General features: G+C 39.9%; 15 protein-coding genes. 8 read left to right on the forward strand and 7 right to left on the reverse strand.

All coding sequences use genetic code 11. The features are described from left to right. Window positions 1-86 precede the first annotated feature (86 nt). Both ACFFAP_RS25030 and ACFFAP_RS25035 read right to left on the reverse strand, forming a co-directional pair. Entirely contained in the window at window positions 87-2,837 is a 2,751-nt protein-coding gene (locus ACFFAP_RS25030; RefSeq protein ID WP_375513749.1) for a zinc-dependent metalloprotease, read from the reverse strand. 399 nt (window positions 2,838-3,236) lie between these two features. Next, window positions 3,237-3,503 carry a Coq4 family protein gene (locus tag ACFFAP_RS25035; RefSeq protein ID WP_375513762.1) on the reverse strand — a complete coding sequence of 89 codons (267 nt, stop codon included), beginning with the start codon at window positions 3,501-3,503 and terminating at the stop codon, window positions 3,237-3,239. Between the two features lie 599 nt (window positions 3,504-4,102). Here ACFFAP_RS25035 and ACFFAP_RS25040 point away from each other — a divergent pair. Next, on the forward strand, window positions 4,103-4,498 hold the full coding sequence (locus tag ACFFAP_RS25040; protein ID WP_375513750.1) for a hypothetical protein: 396 nt from the start codon (window positions 4,103-4,105) through the stop codon (window positions 4,496-4,498). 345 nt (window positions 4,499-4,843) lie between these two features. Here the strand turns inward: ACFFAP_RS25040 and ACFFAP_RS25045 are convergent, their stop codons facing one another. Then, window positions 4,844-5,515, reverse strand: coding sequence for a LuxR C-terminal-related transcriptional regulator (locus ACFFAP_RS25045; protein WP_375513751.1), 672 nt, complete (start codon window positions 5,513-5,515; stop codon window positions 4,844-4,846). A 100-nt stretch (window positions 5,516-5,615) separates the two neighbouring features. Between ACFFAP_RS25045 and ACFFAP_RS25050 the strand changes: the two genes are divergently transcribed. From ACFFAP_RS25050 to ACFFAP_RS25060, 3 genes are all read left to right on the forward strand, one after another. Then, on the forward strand, window positions 5,616-6,272 hold the full coding sequence (locus ACFFAP_RS25050; protein WP_375513752.1) for a DUF3386 domain-containing protein: 657 nt from the start codon (window positions 5,616-5,618) through the stop codon (window positions 6,270-6,272). Window positions 6,273-6,475: 203 nt separating this feature from the next. Beyond that, window positions 6,476-6,793 (forward strand): hypothetical protein, encoded by a 318-nt coding sequence (locus tag ACFFAP_RS25055; RefSeq protein ID WP_375513753.1) that lies wholly within the window; start codon window positions 6,476-6,478, stop codon window positions 6,791-6,793. A gap of 27 nt (window positions 6,794-6,820) precedes the next feature. After that, window positions 6,821-7,030: a hypothetical protein gene (locus tag ACFFAP_RS25060; protein ID WP_375513754.1), complete on the forward strand. Its 210-nt coding sequence runs from the start codon at window positions 6,821-6,823 to the stop codon at window positions 7,028-7,030. Between the two features lie 476 nt (window positions 7,031-7,506). Here ACFFAP_RS25060 and modA read toward each other — a convergent pair whose 3' ends face one another. From modA to tmk, 4 genes are all read right to left on the reverse strand, one after another. Then, complete coding sequence (gene modA, locus ACFFAP_RS25065; protein ID WP_375513755.1) at window positions 7,507-8,445, reverse strand: molybdate ABC transporter substrate-binding protein; 939 nt, start codon at window positions 8,443-8,445, stop codon at window positions 7,507-7,509. A gap of 368 nt (window positions 8,446-8,813) precedes the next feature. Then, window positions 8,814-9,491 carry a hypothetical protein gene (locus tag ACFFAP_RS25070; RefSeq protein ID WP_375513756.1) on the reverse strand — a complete coding sequence of 226 codons (678 nt, stop codon included), beginning with the start codon at window positions 9,489-9,491 and terminating at the stop codon, window positions 8,814-8,816. Window positions 9,492-10,081: 590 nt separating this feature from the next. Next, window positions 10,082-10,327, reverse strand: coding sequence for an ABC-2 family transporter protein (locus ACFFAP_RS25075; protein ID WP_375513763.1), 246 nt, complete (start codon window positions 10,325-10,327; stop codon window positions 10,082-10,084). Between the two features lie 86 nt (window positions 10,328-10,413). Continuing rightward, window positions 10,414-11,049, reverse strand: a complete 636-nt coding sequence (tmk, locus tag ACFFAP_RS25080; RefSeq protein ID WP_375513757.1) for a dTMP kinase — start codon at window positions 11,047-11,049, stop codon at window positions 10,414-10,416. A 123-nt stretch (window positions 11,050-11,172) separates the two neighbouring features. On the opposite strand from tmk, the gene ACFFAP_RS25085 reads away from it, so the two are divergent. From ACFFAP_RS25085 to ACFFAP_RS25100, 4 genes are all read left to right on the forward strand, one after another. Further along, complete coding sequence (locus ACFFAP_RS25085) at window positions 11,173-11,412, forward strand: hypothetical protein (protein ID WP_375513758.1); 240 nt, start codon at window positions 11,173-11,175, stop codon at window positions 11,410-11,412. 516 nt (window positions 11,413-11,928) lie between these two features. Then, window positions 11,929-14,019 carry a hydantoinase/oxoprolinase family protein gene (locus ACFFAP_RS25090; protein WP_375513759.1) on the forward strand — a complete coding sequence of 697 codons (2,091 nt, stop codon included), beginning with the start codon at window positions 11,929-11,931 and terminating at the stop codon, window positions 14,017-14,019. A gap of 10 nt (window positions 14,020-14,029) precedes the next feature. After that, the gene (locus ACFFAP_RS25095; RefSeq protein ID WP_375513760.1) at window positions 14,030-14,857 is read left to right on the forward strand and encodes a GNAT family N-acetyltransferase; all 828 of its coding nucleotides are present in this window, start codon (window positions 14,030-14,032) and stop codon (window positions 14,855-14,857) included. A gap of 65 nt (window positions 14,858-14,922) precedes the next feature. Next, the gene (locus ACFFAP_RS25100) at window positions 14,923-16,494 is read left to right on the forward strand and encodes a hydantoinase B/oxoprolinase family protein (RefSeq protein ID WP_375513761.1); all 1,572 of its coding nucleotides are present in this window, start codon (window positions 14,923-14,925) and stop codon (window positions 16,492-16,494) included. The last annotated feature ends 167 nt before the right edge of the window (window positions 16,495-16,661 follow it).

Below are 16,661 nucleotides of genomic sequence, written 5' to 3' on the forward strand. Positions count from 1 at the left end.
AGATGAGGGAGCAGGGGAGATGGGAAAGCAGGGGAAGCAGGGGGAGAATAACCAATGACAAATGACCAATGACAAATGACTAATGTCTACTTAGAAATTAACTGTGCATTTAATGCTTTGGTGATGCGATCGCCAGAAGCTTCTAAGTGGGCTAAGGTGTAAATATCAAGGCTTTCACTAAGTTGTTTGAGTCTGATATCAATAGCTTTTTGTAGTTGGCGCAATTTATACCAAGCCAGTGTCCGACCATCTTCAGGTGTATCAGTAGTACCCAACATCATCTCTAACAAAATATTCAGATGTTCCCGTTGCAATGAACGGCGGATGCTAGAAATTGGCTTTGGTTCTCCTGGAGTTAAAACTTCTGTCCAGATGCCTGTTTGCAGGGTATCGAACAGTTCCGGCATGGAAAGTGCTTCTCCAGGCAGAGTTTTTAATTCTATATCTTGTAAACGATTCAGGCGATCGCTGTCTAATAGCGATCGCAGTACTGCACTTTGGAAACTCAGAATGCGATCGTGAATTGGATAATCAAGGCGGTTGTTAGGTACAGAACTACCCCAGTGTTCCCAGCGCGATGGTGCTAGTTGATTCAACAATTGTGATGAAAAACTGAAAGCATTTTCAGCAAACACATACTCTTGTAATTTTGTCAATGCTTGACGTTGTTTTAAAAGTGAAACTGGTACAAATGTCCAAGAAGCATCCTCACTAGCATGGAGACGCCGAAATGATTGTCCACCAATGTATTTAGAAAGTAAGCTGGCGTTGCGAAAATAATATTTAAGTACTCTATTAAATGAGACGCGCAAGTTACTATAACTTTCTCCAATCGATAGATAACCCTTGTCAAGACGCTGCCACATAAAACGGGCATTATCCATTTGCCATTGCGAATAAAGTAGCACATCACTACTCATGTCCCAGACATTTGCCAAAGGATTAATGTCCCAGATATCTTCATCAGTTGCATAAGATAATTCTGGTTGAGGCGACACCAGTGCAATCTGCTCCAAAAAACTTTTTTCTGATTCTGGAATGATTCCCTCAAGTGCTACTGATGGGCTTCTTTTATAACCATACTCAATTGCCCATTCGTCGTAGGGCCCAACAACTCCTGGGAAATAATCACCTTGCTTTACTCCCTGCGGTGCTATATTCACAGGTAGATAGTCCATCACCGAACCGACTAAACCTTTAGTGCGAGTGATTTCAGTATTATTTAATTCTTCGGGTGCTAACATGGTGCTGCCGTGAAAGTTGTGGCGCAAACCGAGAGTGTGCCCGACTTCGTGAGCAATCAGAGAACGCAAATATTGATGCAAATACTTCTTCATGGTTTCACTACTGGGTGTAGTGTTTGGCAAAATTGACAACACCAACGCCCCCATTGCAGCTTGATTTGAAGACTCCATGCTATAGCAGAGGTCATTATCTGCTAAATGTTTGTCAGGAAAAGCTTTAAAACCTTTCGAGAACATTGTAGATAAATTACCTGGACATGGGTTTTTGTTCAGTTGAGAAAAGTGTCCATCTGTAAAAGATGAATTTACTTCCATCAGTGTGTGATATTCTTGCTGAATTGAACGCACCATATTGGCATCTACAATAATATCTGCATCCAATATTTCCCCAGTGAGTGGGTTAACGCGTACTGGGCCTCTGGCAAAACCTGCATCTAAAGAATTGAACCAGCGAATAGTATTGTAATGTACATCTGCCGGTTGCCAATCAGCATCATCTGGCATTTGCTGCACTTCAATAGCATTTTTAAATCCAGCTTTTTCAAATGCTTTGTTCCACATCAAAACACCTTCACGAATCGCATCGCGGTACTCTAGTGGCACAGCATTTTCAATCCAAAACAGAATTGGCTTTTTGGGTGGAGATAAGGGGGCGTTAGGGTCGGATGGTTCTAGATGCCAACGATTGATGTAACGGACAAATGATTCGTGAGCATTATTATTAGAGAAATCTTGGAAAGCAGTAATAAAATATCCCACTCTGTCATCTGCCAGTCTGGGAATATAACCAGTGTTTTCTTTAAGCTGAGAAAAACTGTAGTGTACCTTCAGAGTCAGTGCCCTACTATCAGGCAAGGCGACTAAATTTGCTCCTTCTGGTGATGAAAAACCGTAAATCGAATCAATTTCTACGTTTTCTGGGAAGCTGTTAACATCCCCAAAATAAGACTTGCTTGCATCTAATTGATAATCAGCCTGCAAAGAGTATTTTAATATGGGAGTTAATCCGGGAAAATCCTGCATTAACAGTTCATCCAGGCTGATCAGCAGATTTTTACTGTTTGGATCAATAGTGACTATTTCGACTGAATAAAGAACTGAGTCGCTAAAAGAACGAGCCAGCGATCGCTGTTCTGGTCTACTTTCTGCACGGAATTTTACATTACGAACAACAAAGTGCAATCTATTGTTTACTCGTCGGAAGTAGAAAATAAAATCAGAAAGAGGTAATCCACTATAAATTCCCCTTTCCCCCACGCCCGATTCCAATGTAACTATAGCTAGATAGTCTTTATTTAGCTGCTCTGGTTTAATTTCTAAGTAAATTTTGCCCGAATCCTCACTGCAATAAAGTGTGAATAGTCCCTCTAATTTATCTATTCTTTTGATAATCTCATTAGATTGGCAAAAATCTTTTTTTCTACTCTTAGCAAGATTATTGTCAGCACTTGCTAAGTTTTCAACAGTTGGGAGTGCATTTAATTGTTGCACATCCATGTTTGAAAGTTGGTTTGCTGCTGCGTAATCACTTGAAAGGAGCAAGTTATACAGTAATACTATACAGATTGCTAATTTCCTTATCCAGTATTTCATCCTTTGGCTTTCCACCTGAACCAGTTCTCGTATTGAGGAAAGAATGTGGATTAACTCGTCGTCTGCAAGCCCTTCAAATATCTAGGTATTACGGTATATCCACTAAGTCAGACAAAATGCCTCTAGCCTAAAAGTCGTGTGACTATTGATTGTTATTAGTAGCAATTTAGGAATTAGCCATCAAGTATCTATCTCTTAAAATAGATAATTTATCAAACTAAAGATACATGTTTTTTTAATTTATATTTGTATTAAAGACTAAATGTAGCATTAAAAATGTATTTAGTGCTACATTTGCCAGATGAAGTAATCTCAAGCATGATTTATAAACAGAAAGCGAGCTTGTGAAAAAGCTGTTATGGAACAGAAAAATGCTTTTTTAGGATAAATTGTGGAAATTTATGGTAATCCCAATCTTTTTCTCACATCCTCAATTGGTTCTTCCCAATGATCTTCAAAGCGGTAGCCCAACAGAAATTCAGCTTTCTTTCCTAGTTCTCGCCCTTTTGCTTGGTTGGTGAAAATTTCTTTGATTTGTCGGAAAGCCAAGATGGGATAGAGCAATTTAGCTAACCACAAACCGATTTGGAGTGATTTGCTGTAGTTTTGTGTAGCAGCAAAAGCAAGTACAGCAATTTCTCCAGCGTAGGTGGTGTCAGCCCCAATTGGAGATAAATTCGCGTTCGGGGAAGTAAAAAGTCAAAATCAAGCAATACATGAAAAATATCGTGGGTGACTAAATATCGCAGATCAAATAGATTACGTTTGGCTAGAACTTACGCACTGTACAAATTAATCATGATATGGTTTTATCAAAATAGGTCATTTCAGACTTTGATTAATTATTAGTTTTATAGTAAATAGATTCCCTCTTTAGGGGTTTAGCATTGCGCTTTACCGCTACGACAGATATGGTTCTTCAAAACATCCATATTTAGTTTTTCCTGTAAATGCATAAATCATAAAATAATGACTAATAACTAATAATTAATAACTCTTTGATTGCGGTTTGATATATTCATTCAGCAGTCGCTTTCGGATAATGCTCTCTTTTGCTTGTTATACAAACTCTCTAGAGAAAGGCAGTATTGCTCATTGCTCGTGCCCATAGACCAATTGCAAATATCCATACATCTAATAAATCACCTCTTCCCAAAGATTTAAAAAATATTTCTTGTTTCTAACTAAAATATGCCTTTTGTTAGAAGAATCATTATCTTTTTATAGTTAGTGTTTGTTTGTAGTCAATAAATAAGCTAATTGGCATGATAAATTTGATTTCTAGGACGATTGGTAACATCAGTTCCTTACTTAAAGGACTTCAGGTAAAATCTTTTTTGGCTGTTGTCGTAGTTGGTTTTCTAGTGCTGACAACAAATGTTAGTGATGGGCAAAATGACAAAGGCTTAAAGGAGAGAGTTCGCGAACAGGTAGAGCAAAATGATGCTCAAAGACCGAAAACAGTAGGGCAGTGGTATAAGGATGCTCGCGAAACCGAAGGTTCTCCTGGTGAACGACTTCAGAAGATTGGGCAACAGTCAGGAGAAGCCCTTAAAGAGTTTGGATCTGGATACGTAAAGGGCGCTCAAGAAACTGCTAGTGATGTAGGGGACAGTGCGGCAGAGGCAGCCAAAAATGTCTCAAACAAAGTTGGACGCTAAATGCGTTACGATATTCTATTGGCAGCAAGTACTAATAACTTTTCGCCAATAAAAGAGTAATAATAGGGGCGCTGGTGTCTAACCACCGAATTCTAATACTTGGGTAACGCGTTTACCCTTGCTGATGATAGATTGTAGCGTTTCTCAGTTGCATAAAATATAGTCCTTTAGTAGGGGCGGACAGCTAGCTGTGCGCCCCTACTGCAAAATTCAGATTAATACAAGATAAGTTTATTTAAGACAGTTAAGAAATTGATTGAAACAAAAAGAATTGAGGCTTAAGCATTAACTAGATAGTTAAGACTTTTAGTTCCCAAGCCCCTGATGAAATAGCTGCGGGGAGTGTCAATAAACTTGTATATCTTGTAGCTTTGCCACCATTTCTGCACGCGCCGAAACCTTCAACTTACGAAACATCCTCTTCAAAGCTTGTTTGACGGAATTTTGCGTAATCCAAAGTTTTTCCCCAATTTCTGCGTTTGTTAACCCCTGCGCCACTAACTCGGCAATTTCTAACTCACGCGCTGTTAGAGGATTTACTAAAAGGGAATGGGATATTTTTGGTTTTGTCCGTAGAGTTGCCATTTTTGCTGATAAATGAATGCATAAGGCACTCAAATCAGCTAAATCGTTGCCATTAAAAGCAGGATTTCCCTTGTCACGAGCCAAGTTAAGCGTTCCGACAAGACGACCATCGCAAACAATTGGTCCAGTCATCACATGTTCGTGATCAGAACGCGAGCAAAAATGCTTCCAGTCTTTTGGTGATAATAATAACTGTTCATGGGCGGGAGCGTGACGCTCAACCACGTAGCGCCCGACTGGATTGCTTTCTAAACATACTGCCGGAATGCCCTGAACATCGATTTGGGCCGTTGGTTGCTCATCTAGGAGATAAATGCCCCAATTTTGCACGCCAAAATGCTCACCAATTTTATCCGTGAGAGCTAGCCTTAATTCTTGCTCATTTTGGACATTGGCGATCGCATCAAATACGGCGTGAAGAGAATTAACCATAAGTGTACCCAGTTGGGGACTATCCAAGCCTCAACAATTACTTCTATGCTAATACCAATGAAACTAAAACGCTAATTACAGTAGCGACTAGGAGAAGCACATGACAGTTACACAACTCTCTGCTCAGGAACTTTTCCGGGCTGCTTATGAGAACCGCTACACTTGGGACAAAAATTTCCCTGGTTATACCGCAAATATTACCTTTAAGCAAGATGATAAAGTGTTTACAGGTAAAGTGGTCATCAACGCCAATCTCAAAGCGGAAGTTTTGGATGTAGATGACGAGTCGGCCAAGCAAGCAATTCATGGTCAAGCATGGGAGATAGCAATTCACCGCATCCGCCGTAGCTTTGAAGACACCCACAGCGCCAATACGTTTAGCTATGGTAAAACTGACGAAACTGGTGCGGTTGAGCTTTTAATGGGTGGTAAGGCTAAGGGCGATAAATACAAAGTCCGCAATAATGAAGTATGCCATGTTCACCGTTTAATTCACGGTACTTATGTGACAATTGACACTTTTAGCAGTCACGACACTGGGGAAGGCTACCTGTCCCACAGCTATGACTCTGTGTACCATGACCCCAAGACTGGGGAACAAAAGGGCGGTAGAAGCGAATTTATCGATGAATATGAAAAAGTTGGTGACTATTTCATCCTAAATCGTCGGGAGATTCGTACCGAGACAGCAGGACAATTTTCTATTCAAGAATTTATCTTCTCCGATATTAAATTGTTGGAACCTGTTGCTGCTTAAGTTGTATTCTGCATAAATAAAAGCGCTCGCTCTTTATTTGAAAGGAGCGATCGCTTTTTTTTGACATTTTGATTGATGAATATGAGGTTTCCAAAAGAGAGCTTGATATAAAACAATATTGATAACTGATTTCTGGCAATCGCTTCAAATATAATCAATATATAGAAAGTAAGAGGCTATTATCCAATCAGATAGTAAACAAAATGACACAGCTATCTTCTAATCACACACCGCGTCGAGGAAGAGTATTTCCAGAACGTCAACTATCACCAGAAGAAAAAGCCCGACGCAAAGCTGAATATGAGAAATTTTATCAGCGTTGCCGAGTAGTATTTGACAGAGTTCAACCAGAGTTAATCAAAGAACACTACGACTGGTTTATAGTCATTGAGCCTGAGAGTGGAGACTATTTTATAGATCCAAATGAGGATGTTGCCAGAACAAAGGCTCGTGATCAATTTGGTGATACTTTGCGTCTCATGATGCGAATCAATGAGACTGGAGCCTGTGGCAAAATATGATTTTCGGAGAGTTTAACAGTAAAGGCGATGTTAATTTTTGAAATTGGTTTGATAGCTGCTAATGGTGATATTATCCCAGTACAGGCGCTACTAGATACAGGATTTACTGGCACTCTAGCAATTGATAACCAAGATGCTCTCTCGCTGGGATGGTTACGGGAAAGTCAGAGAGAAGATATGCGGACGGCGCAGGGAGAAGCACAGTTTAACCTGTATCAAGGATGTACTTTTAGATGAAGAAGAGTTTATGATTTCAGCGTTGGGTGGAGATGAACTACAAGATATTCTTTTGGGTGTGCGTTGGTTACAGACAAAACGATTAGTAGCAGATTTTCCAGCAGGAGTGTTGACATTGGGGTAAAGGCGATCGCTTTATTGTTAGTTTGAGGATCGCTTTCTTTCTACATTATGCAACACCCATCACTCTCAATGATTTAAAATTCTGTTACCTAGACGCGCAGCCGCTTGTCGTCAGACATCGCTTTTATTTTTTGACGTTTTAAGTGATGAACTTTTAACTGGAGTTTAAACTAAAGACAAGTGATCAAAAAAGAACACCTGTAGAGTTATGAGTAAAAAACTGACATTTTTTGGTTAAAAATTGCAGTGTCTGTTACTACTGTAAATAAACTCTAGGATGAGATTATAAATGATTGTTAACAGCGACAATTATTTCACTATCGCTGCAATTTTGATTCAGTTTATCTAAGATTTTAAACTTGTATCTTTTGCTTTGGCTCTGCCAATTTTTTCTTTAGTGCTAAACCCATAGCCGCAGTTAGTAATAGTCCGCAAACATAGTTGGGTTCGGGTACTGATTTGGTGGGGCTAATAAATCCATACTTATGCAAAACTTGCTGTCCTTTCTCTGACAAAATATAATCTGCTAGCTTCTGTGCATTCGGATCAGCATTTTTGATAACTGTTAAACCAAATGGTGCTTTAACAGACAAATAATCTGGTAGCCCAACTACTTGCAGACTCGGATCAATTTTTTGCGATGCGATCGCGCCAGTATAGTAACTCAAGAAAACATCTGCTTGCTGAGTGTTGTCTAGAAAATACACTAAGCTGTCCTGTCCTGATGGGACTATTGGGGAATTCGTTCCACCTGTTAATCGCAAGGCTTTACTATTGAGGATATCAAAACTACCAGGGTTTTTTGAATTAGCTAGAGTAAATATCTGTTGAGTGTAGTCTCCAAGAGGATCTAATATAGGTGTTGCAGCTCCCAACTTGATGTTGGGATTTAGTAAGTAATCTAACACCTGATTTGATGTAATTTTTGCCTGAGAATACTTTGAGGAAAACACCGCTACAATTTGGTTTTGAGCAAATTCCACTGGCTGACTGCTCAACCCCTTAGTGTATAGTTTTTGGGGATTTCCAATATCTGCACTAGCAAAGACATCAGCAGTAGGCTGTCCAAGTTGGAGTTCTGTTTCTATTGCTTGCTCTCTAATCCCTGATGGCCCAAATACTGTATTCGTTCCTATTCCTGTTTCTTGGGTGAAGTCTTGGCTTACTTCCGTTAGTGCATTTCTTAAACTACCTGCTCCATATAAGTTGAGATTAGCGGCAAAAGCTTGATTCGGTATCAGAACACTAAAGACACAAGCTGCCAAAGAACCTGTCAAAAAATATTTTTTCATTTGTTCGCTAAAATCTTCCAGTTTTTGGGTATTTTATCTTCAAGATTACAATTACCAATTTAATTGGGTAATGTCAATTATTTTATATCGACAAATGTTGGCTTTGTGATAATACGGTTCGGTTAATAAAGTTATCAGTTGAGACAAGCCGAAGGAGAACTTATTAAGCAGAGGGAGAAAGAATTATTGCTCAATAACTCTTTTTCCTCCCCTGCGTTAACAGCTTATCTAAACCGTATTAGGCTTTGTTAATTAATGAAGACATGGTGGGTGTAAACAAGCTTTTTGCCAGTCACACTCAATAGATTTACAAATGTCTCCAGAAGTTATTGCTGATAGTCTTGAGACTGATAACCTTAGCCTCTACATCATAAATATTTTGGTTTCAAAGGAGAAGCAGGAGCGGATAATATGAGGATATTTTTCACATTAGTAACGTAACGACCTCCAGCTTTATCACCTGGAACTACTAAACGAGCAAATCCTTCATCTGTTAAAGGCACGACTTTACCATCACTAGCTTTTTTTGCATATGCAACTAGTACTGTTTTTCCTTCCAAATTAGGTTGAATTTCACCAATAGCTACGACTGCACCATAGCAATCTGTGGCATCAACTAGAACATATTGTCTCAGAAAAGAGTTTTTAGAATTTAAACCAGAATTCCCAGGTTTTAGACCACCTCCAGCTTTCGGATTATTAATCAATTCCCATAGGGGGACTCCATAGTATGTTTCGGTTCGTGGGCCTGAGCCGGTTTGAAAGCTCACAGTGATTTCAGTAACTAATGCTGGATTTTGTTTTTTTAAAGTATCTCGCAAATTTTTCAGATTTTGCAAGTTATAGGTGGTTGGATTATTGACTTCTCCACCCAAGCGAAAACTTGGCGAAAAACCTCCAAGACACTTATTTTTATCCCAGACAGATGGTATTTTTTCTTCTTTAGCTAAGGAAAGACCACTTATTGAATCAGCTAAAGTAGGCTGCCATAAAACCAGTATCGATAGTATTAAAGACGCAATGGGTATCTGGGGGGTAAAACGCATAAAACATTTCTCCGTTTACTATTGAATATTGAAACAATTAGATAGTTTTGCTCAAAGCTGTTTGCTCACCAAAAATTAGTATCGTCATCGCCATAACTGAGCAAGTTGACAATAAATTTTGTTAGAGAAAAATAAAAACGGTTCTCTCGTTAAACTTTCAACTCCTTACCAAACGATATAAGATAGCTAGTTTTCAATATGAGTTATTAAAAACTAATGAATTCTTACGCCAAAGTTAGCCGCAAACCTCTTGTTAGATTTGCGTCTTTCAAAATAGATAAGTGCATCTGTGTAATCTACTGAAGATAATACCAACTTATTAAGTAAATTACCATCTTATTTGGTAATAAAAGCATAATAAAATTAATTTTTATTTCTTTTTAAAATAGTTAGGCTTAATATTGTATGGAAACTTGCTGTCGTTATCTGCCTTATAAATAGGTAACTATCAAGCTAATAAACTGTTTACAAGTGAGACTCACTTGTAAATTAGAAAACTGTCCAAGTTGTGGAGAAGGGTTGTAGTTGTGCCGACACTGTAGTTGGAGCAAAACCATCCAGTGACTAGACAAATTTTGACGCAGACCTACTTAGCTACCAGTAGAACAGTAGTATTGCTCGCCTAGTTTCCAAAGTTTAAGTGCAACTATCAGAAATAGAATGCCTGCCATTGGAGAGACGTAACAAAACCACAAAGCCACTAAAAAAGTATCTTCTTTTTCAAGCACTGCAAGCAGAGGAAAATAGCTCACGTAGGCAAGTGGTATAAAGAGAGTGAAGAATCGCTGAAACCATTTGCCATAAATTGAAAGAGGGTATTGAGCCGTTTCAATCAGTTTTTATCTTATTGAACCACGTCAAACAGCCGGATAGTTTTGTAGGCAAGTATCATTTTATATCGCCTCAAATTTTAAAGTTATGCCTATGACAATTCCTTGAGATGCACGCGCAAAATTCCTTTAATTACTTGTTGTACAGCTTCTTTACTCAAGCTGCCATCTACTTGCACAATTCTTGAGGGATAGGATGCTGCTAACTCTGCGTATCCTTGCTGAACGCGCCGATGAAAAGCGATTGTTTCTTGTTCAATGCGGTCTAACCCTATTCCATCTCGTCGTTTCCGGGCTAGTCCTACTTCGACATCGACATCTAGCCAAATAGTTAAGTCACTCTCTAAACCAGCAGTGGCAATATGATTAAGCTGATTGATTAAACTCATGTTTTGACCGCGACCATATCCTTGGTAGGCAATGGTAGAGTCAGTGTAGCGATCGCATAAAATATATTTCCCTGCTTGAAGTTGCGGTTTAAGTTCTTGTTCAACATGTTGCGATCGGTCAGCAGCATACAACAAAAGTTCTGTCACTTGTGCAACTGGTTTATCCTCTGCCTTCTCTAGTAGCAAGCGGCGAAGATGTAACCCTAACTCTGTTCCTCCTGGTTCACGAGTTACCACCACAGAAATACCCAGACTTTCCAACCACTGACAACAAAGCTGCATTTGGCTGGTTTTACCACAGCCTTCCACCCCTTCAAATACAATTAATTTGCCACTCATGCTTTTTTATGTTCACTGCTTTAAAAATAACTTTTGGATATAAACTCTTTGTTCAGAACATTTAAGAGATGGGAACTCTAGCTAATAAGCTTAATTACAGTATCACACCCAGCACTGCCAATCATGTCCCATTCTGCTAATGCCACTTTGGGCCAATCTTCTTACCCTCGCTTGACTAGAAGCCTGAGTGCTGTTGAAAGTTGGGGCTTTGGCTTGACAGCTCATATTTCCTGCATAGCATTGGTTCCAGCAATTCATGCTGCTCTCGGTTCCCAAGCTATTTTTGTCTGGATACCTGCGGTGATTTTTGGAATGCTGCTCAACTATCAGGTAAAATTGACTATTCTGATATCCCACCGTTGACTGATGAGTTTTTTGAGAAAGCAACCTTGAGAGTGCCAGCAACTTAAGCACAGAATCTAATTCAGCTTGATTGAGATGTGATAGCTTGGTTTCAAACCCAAGGTGTCGAATACAAAACACTCATTAACTCAGTCTTGCGCCAACACATCAAAAATAGTAATGACAAGCAATCTGCCTAACCCTTGAATGTTATTACAGTAATTATTGAAATCCCTCAAAAGCCAGCTGAATCTCCACCGCCATTATCAAAAGCTTTGGAACAAGGCAAAAGCCGGGAATCGGAAAGCATCGAATTTTCTGCTGTGTTAAGAATATACAACGCTTCAATGCGATTGTAATTAATTGAAAAAATACTTAATCTAACAATTAAAGCTTGGCACAACAAAGTTTATTGCTTTTTGCCTACTGTCTTCCTTGGGTAATAGTCTCAACCCCAATCGAATATTCCCCACCTTAAGTATAAACACTCCAAATCTTATTGTTATGCTACCTGTATAGTGTTGAGGAAACAGAATAATGTTGAAGGTTTTTGCCGATCGCGGTGGTACATTCACAGATATTGTTGCTGTTACTGACAATCAGGACATCATAAACAAACTATCAAAACATCCTGAACGTTTTTTAATTGTGAATCTGCCTAATCAGCAATGGATTATAGTCTACAAACTGCTTTCAGAAAATCCCGAACAATATCAAGATGCAGCCATCCAAGGTATACGGGATATTATGAGTATTTCTAGCAACGAACTTATTCATAGTGAAGCAATAGAAGTGATAAAAATGGGGACAACAGTAGCAACAAATGCACTGTTAGAACGGAAAGGCGATCGCGTTGTTCTTTTCATCACCAAAGGCTTTAAAGATGCCCTACGAATTGGTTACCAAAATCGTCCTAACATCTTTGCCCGTCATATCGTTTTACCAACTATGCTTTATGAGCAGGTGATTGAAATTGATGAACGTTATGATGCTCATGGCAATGAATTAACCCCAGTAAATATTGAACTAGCCAAAAATGACTTACAAGCAGTTTACAACACAGGGATTCAGAGTTGTGCTATTGTTTTTATGCACAGCGATCGCTATCCTGAACACGAACAACAAATAGCCCAAATCGCCCAAACAATAGGCTTTACACAAATATCTGTATCTCATCAAGTTAGTCCATTAATGAAATTAGTCAGCCGAGGAGATACAACAGTAGTCGATGCTTATTTAACTCCGATTCTATGTCGCTATGTCAACCAAGTAGCGAGTCAGTTACCTGGAGTCCAATTAATGTTTATGAAATCTGACGGTGGTTTAGTTGCAGCCCAACAATTTCAAGGAAAAGATAGTATTTTGAGTGGCCCGGCTGGGGGTATTGTCGGTGCAGTTCAAAGTAGTAAAAGAGCAGGTTTCGAGTTAGTTATTACCTTTGATATGGGAGGGACAAGTACAGATGTCGCCCACTTTAAAGGAGAGTATGAACGACAATTAGATTCGGAAATTGCTGGGGCGCGGATGCGAGTTCCCGTATTAGCAATTAATACCATTGCGGCTGGAGGCGGTTCAATTCTCTTTTTTGATGGTTCTAGTTATCGTGTCGGCCCTAAATCTGCTGGTTCAAATCCTGGCCCTGCTTGTTACCGACGTGGGGGGCAATTAGCGGTTACTGATGCCAATGTAATGTTAGGCAAAATCCACCCACAATATTTTCCCTCAGTTTTTGGAATTGATGGAAATTTACCTTTAGATAAAGATACTGTCATTCAGCAATTTACCCAATTAGCCCAAGATATTCAAGCCACTACATTAAATCATTGTACTCCCGAACAGGTAGCGGCTGGATTTATGGCGATCGCAGTAGAAAATATGGCGAACGCAATTAAAAAAATCAGTCTGCAACGGGGTTATGATGTCAGCGAATATGTGCTTTGTTGTTTTGGCGGCGCAGGCGGGCAAGTTGCTTGTTTAATTGCCAATACCTTGGGAATGAAAAAAATATTTCTTCACCCTTATGCTGGTGTTCTCTCTGCTTATGGAATGGGATTAGCTGATGTCCGGGCGATTAGAGAAAAAGGAGTAGAACAGCCTTTAACCCAAGCATTAATCCCTAAATTACAGCAGTTAATGGAATATTTAGAAACTCAAGCTAGAAGTGAAACAAATGAAGTAAATGCTCAAACAGAAATAGTCCAAAAAGTCAATTTAAAATATGAAGAAACTAACTCTACTTTAACTGTTAAATTTGCTGATAATGTACTATTGATGCGGCAAAATTTTGAGGATGAACATAAATCCCGCTATGGTTTTATTCAATTAGATAAAACTTTAATTGTTGAATCAGCCTCAGTAGAAGTAATTCAGAAAATGGAGACTCCCGAAGAACCCTTAATTACTCGTACACGTTCTACAGGTGAAGCTCCTGAAGGCGTTGAGATAGTAAGGATGTTTACTGCTGACAGATGGTATGATACGCCTGTTTATCGACGAGAACATTTACAACCAGAAGATAGTATTAATGGGCCTGCGATCATTGTAGAAAAAATTAGCACAATTGTAGTGGAATCTAACTGGAATGCCAGATTAACTCAACGGAACCATCTAATTTTAGAACGTTTATAAACTAGCTGTTGTGCTGGAAAATACTCACCCTCGCTACACTAATCTCAACACAGTTTTACAATCAAAAGGCTATCCATTTATGGACTCTCGCATTCAGTCATATTTGCGCTTCGCCGCGAGCCAGCAACGTGATACGGAGCAAATCGGGCCTTTCCTGGCTAGCTTTAACCGCCATAGCGCCAATCCTTTTCTTAACTATGCCATCCCTAACGATGCAGCCACACCGTCACTCACCGACGTCAAGGCACTAATCGCTGCCTATGAAAGTCGCAAACGAAAACCGCGTTTGGAGTATGTTGCTTCCCTTGCGCCTGCTGTCGAGGAGGCACTAGTAGCTGCTGGTTTCACCGTTGAGGGACGCTTGCCACTTATGATTTGCATTCCTGGTTCAGAGCAATTGCTTCCTGTTCCCCCGGATATTGAATTAATCGTGCCAGTTTCCGATGCTGAAATGCTTGCTACAGTTACGGTGCAAAACGAGGCTTACGGAGAGTCTGCACCAAGCCCCGAAGATGGTAAACGTCTTGGCAATAGTTTAGCAGCAGGCGGAATCGCTGTACTTGCTCGTGTTGTTGCAACAGATGAACCTGCGGGGGCTGGTGTCTGTTCCGTGCCGGGAAATCAGACGACAGAAATCGCTGGTATCGGTGTGCGTGTTGCTTTTCGCCGACGCGGCATAGCAGGAGCTTTAACAACCCGGTTGGTGCAAGAAGCTTTCGACACAGGTGTTACCGTGGCGTTTCTCATGGCGGCACATCAAGAGGAAGCACGAATTTACACCCGCGCCGGATTCTCTACAATAGGCGAAATCTTGCACATCTCGCTCCCGCCCAAGTAGATAGTGGTAGTTTGTTTAAAAAAGTGCTTAAGGGATTACTACACAATTTTTTTAAGGAGTTAAAAATGTACACAACATCTCAACCTGATCCTGTCCGCTTAGAAATCTTCAAAAATCTCTATCAATTTATTGCAGAACAAATGGGAATTGTTCTCCAAAATACGGCAGCATCTGTAAATATCAAAGAAAGGCTGGATTTCTCCTGCGCTATTTTTGACTCATCGGGATTATTAGTAGCTAATGCTCCCCACATTCCTGTACATTTAGGCTCAATGAGTGAAAGTGTCCGCAGTTTAATTAACGAAAAACGCGACACCCTAAAACTAGGGAATGTATATCTATCTAATAATCCTTATAATGGGGGAACACATCTTCCTGACGTAACTGCAATTACCCCTGTTTTTCTAGAGAGTCGTGAAAATACTCCATTTCTTACTCCCCTCTTTTTTGTTGCTTCTCGTGGACACCAAGCAGATATCGGTGGAATTACTCCTGGTTCAATGCCTCCCCACAGTACCACTGTAGAAGAGGAAGGAATTATTTTTGATAATTTTCTCTTAGTTGAAGAGGGCAATTTTCAGGAACCAGCAGTAATACAACACCTTTCAAATCATACTTATCCTGCTCGTAACCCTGACCAAAATATCGCTGATTTTAAAGCACAAATTGCCGCAAATGAACGGGGAGTACAAGAACTTCGTAAAATGGTTTCCCAATACAAGCTCGAGACTGTTCAAACTTATATGAAGTTTGTGCAAGCTAATGCTGAAGAGTCCGTGAGGAAGGCTATCAATCTTCTCAAGGATGGCTCATTTGTTTATGAAATGGATAATGGGGCACGAATTCAAGTTAAAGTGACGATTCATCCAGAAAGTCGTAGTGCTACCATTGATTTTACTGGGACTTCTGAGCAACTAAATAGTAATTTTAATGCCCCCAAAGCTGTAACTCAAGCAGCAGTCTTATATGTCTTTCGGACTTTGGTTGATGATAATATTCCTCTTAATGCTGGGTGTCTTAACCCTCTAGAAATTATTATCCCGGTTGGCTGTATGCTGAATCCGACTTATCCAGCAGCAGTAGTAGCGGGTAATGTCGAAACTTCTCAAACCATTGTTGATGCTTTATATGGCGCTTTGGGTATCATGGCTGCTTCTCAAGGAACGATGAATAATTTTACTTTTGGGAATGAGCAATATCAATATTATGAAACTATCTGCGGCGGCTCTGGGGCAGGAATTGATTTTGATGGAACTGATGGTGTTCATTCTCACATGACTAACTCCCGTTTGACCGATCCAGAAGTTTTAGAAACCCGTTATCCTGTACTTTTAGAAAGCTTTAATCTTCGTCACGATAGCGGTGGTAAAGGAAAATATTCCGGTGGTAATGGAGTTGTCCGCCGCATCCGGTTTTTAGAACCCATGACAGCTAATATTCTCTCTAATCATCGGGTTGTCCCTCCCTTTGGATTAAATGGTGGGGAAGCCGGGATTGTAGGACGCAACTGGATACAACGCCAGAATGGAATTGAAGAGAATTTAGACAGTACAGCAACAGTAGAGATGAAACCTGGGGATGTTTTTGTGATAGAAACTCCTGGAGGAGGCGGATTTGGTAAAGTCTATTACCAGTAATTTCTGCTGAGTTGATTTTGTAGCAGTAAATGCTATGCGCCAAGGTTTTTTCTCTATAGTTTCACCTCTGAGCCTCATCACTCAAGCTTTGAACTTGGAAGGTCTAGCTCTGATCTCGGAAGTTCATCCTCAGAACTCGGAAGGTCTAGCTCTGATCTCGGAAGTTC

Origin of the sequence: uncultured Nostoc sp. (assembly GCF_964245575.1) — a bacterium.
In the GTDB taxonomy this organism is placed as follows: domain Bacteria; phylum Cyanobacteriota; class Cyanobacteriia; order Cyanobacteriales; family Nostocaceae; genus Nostoc.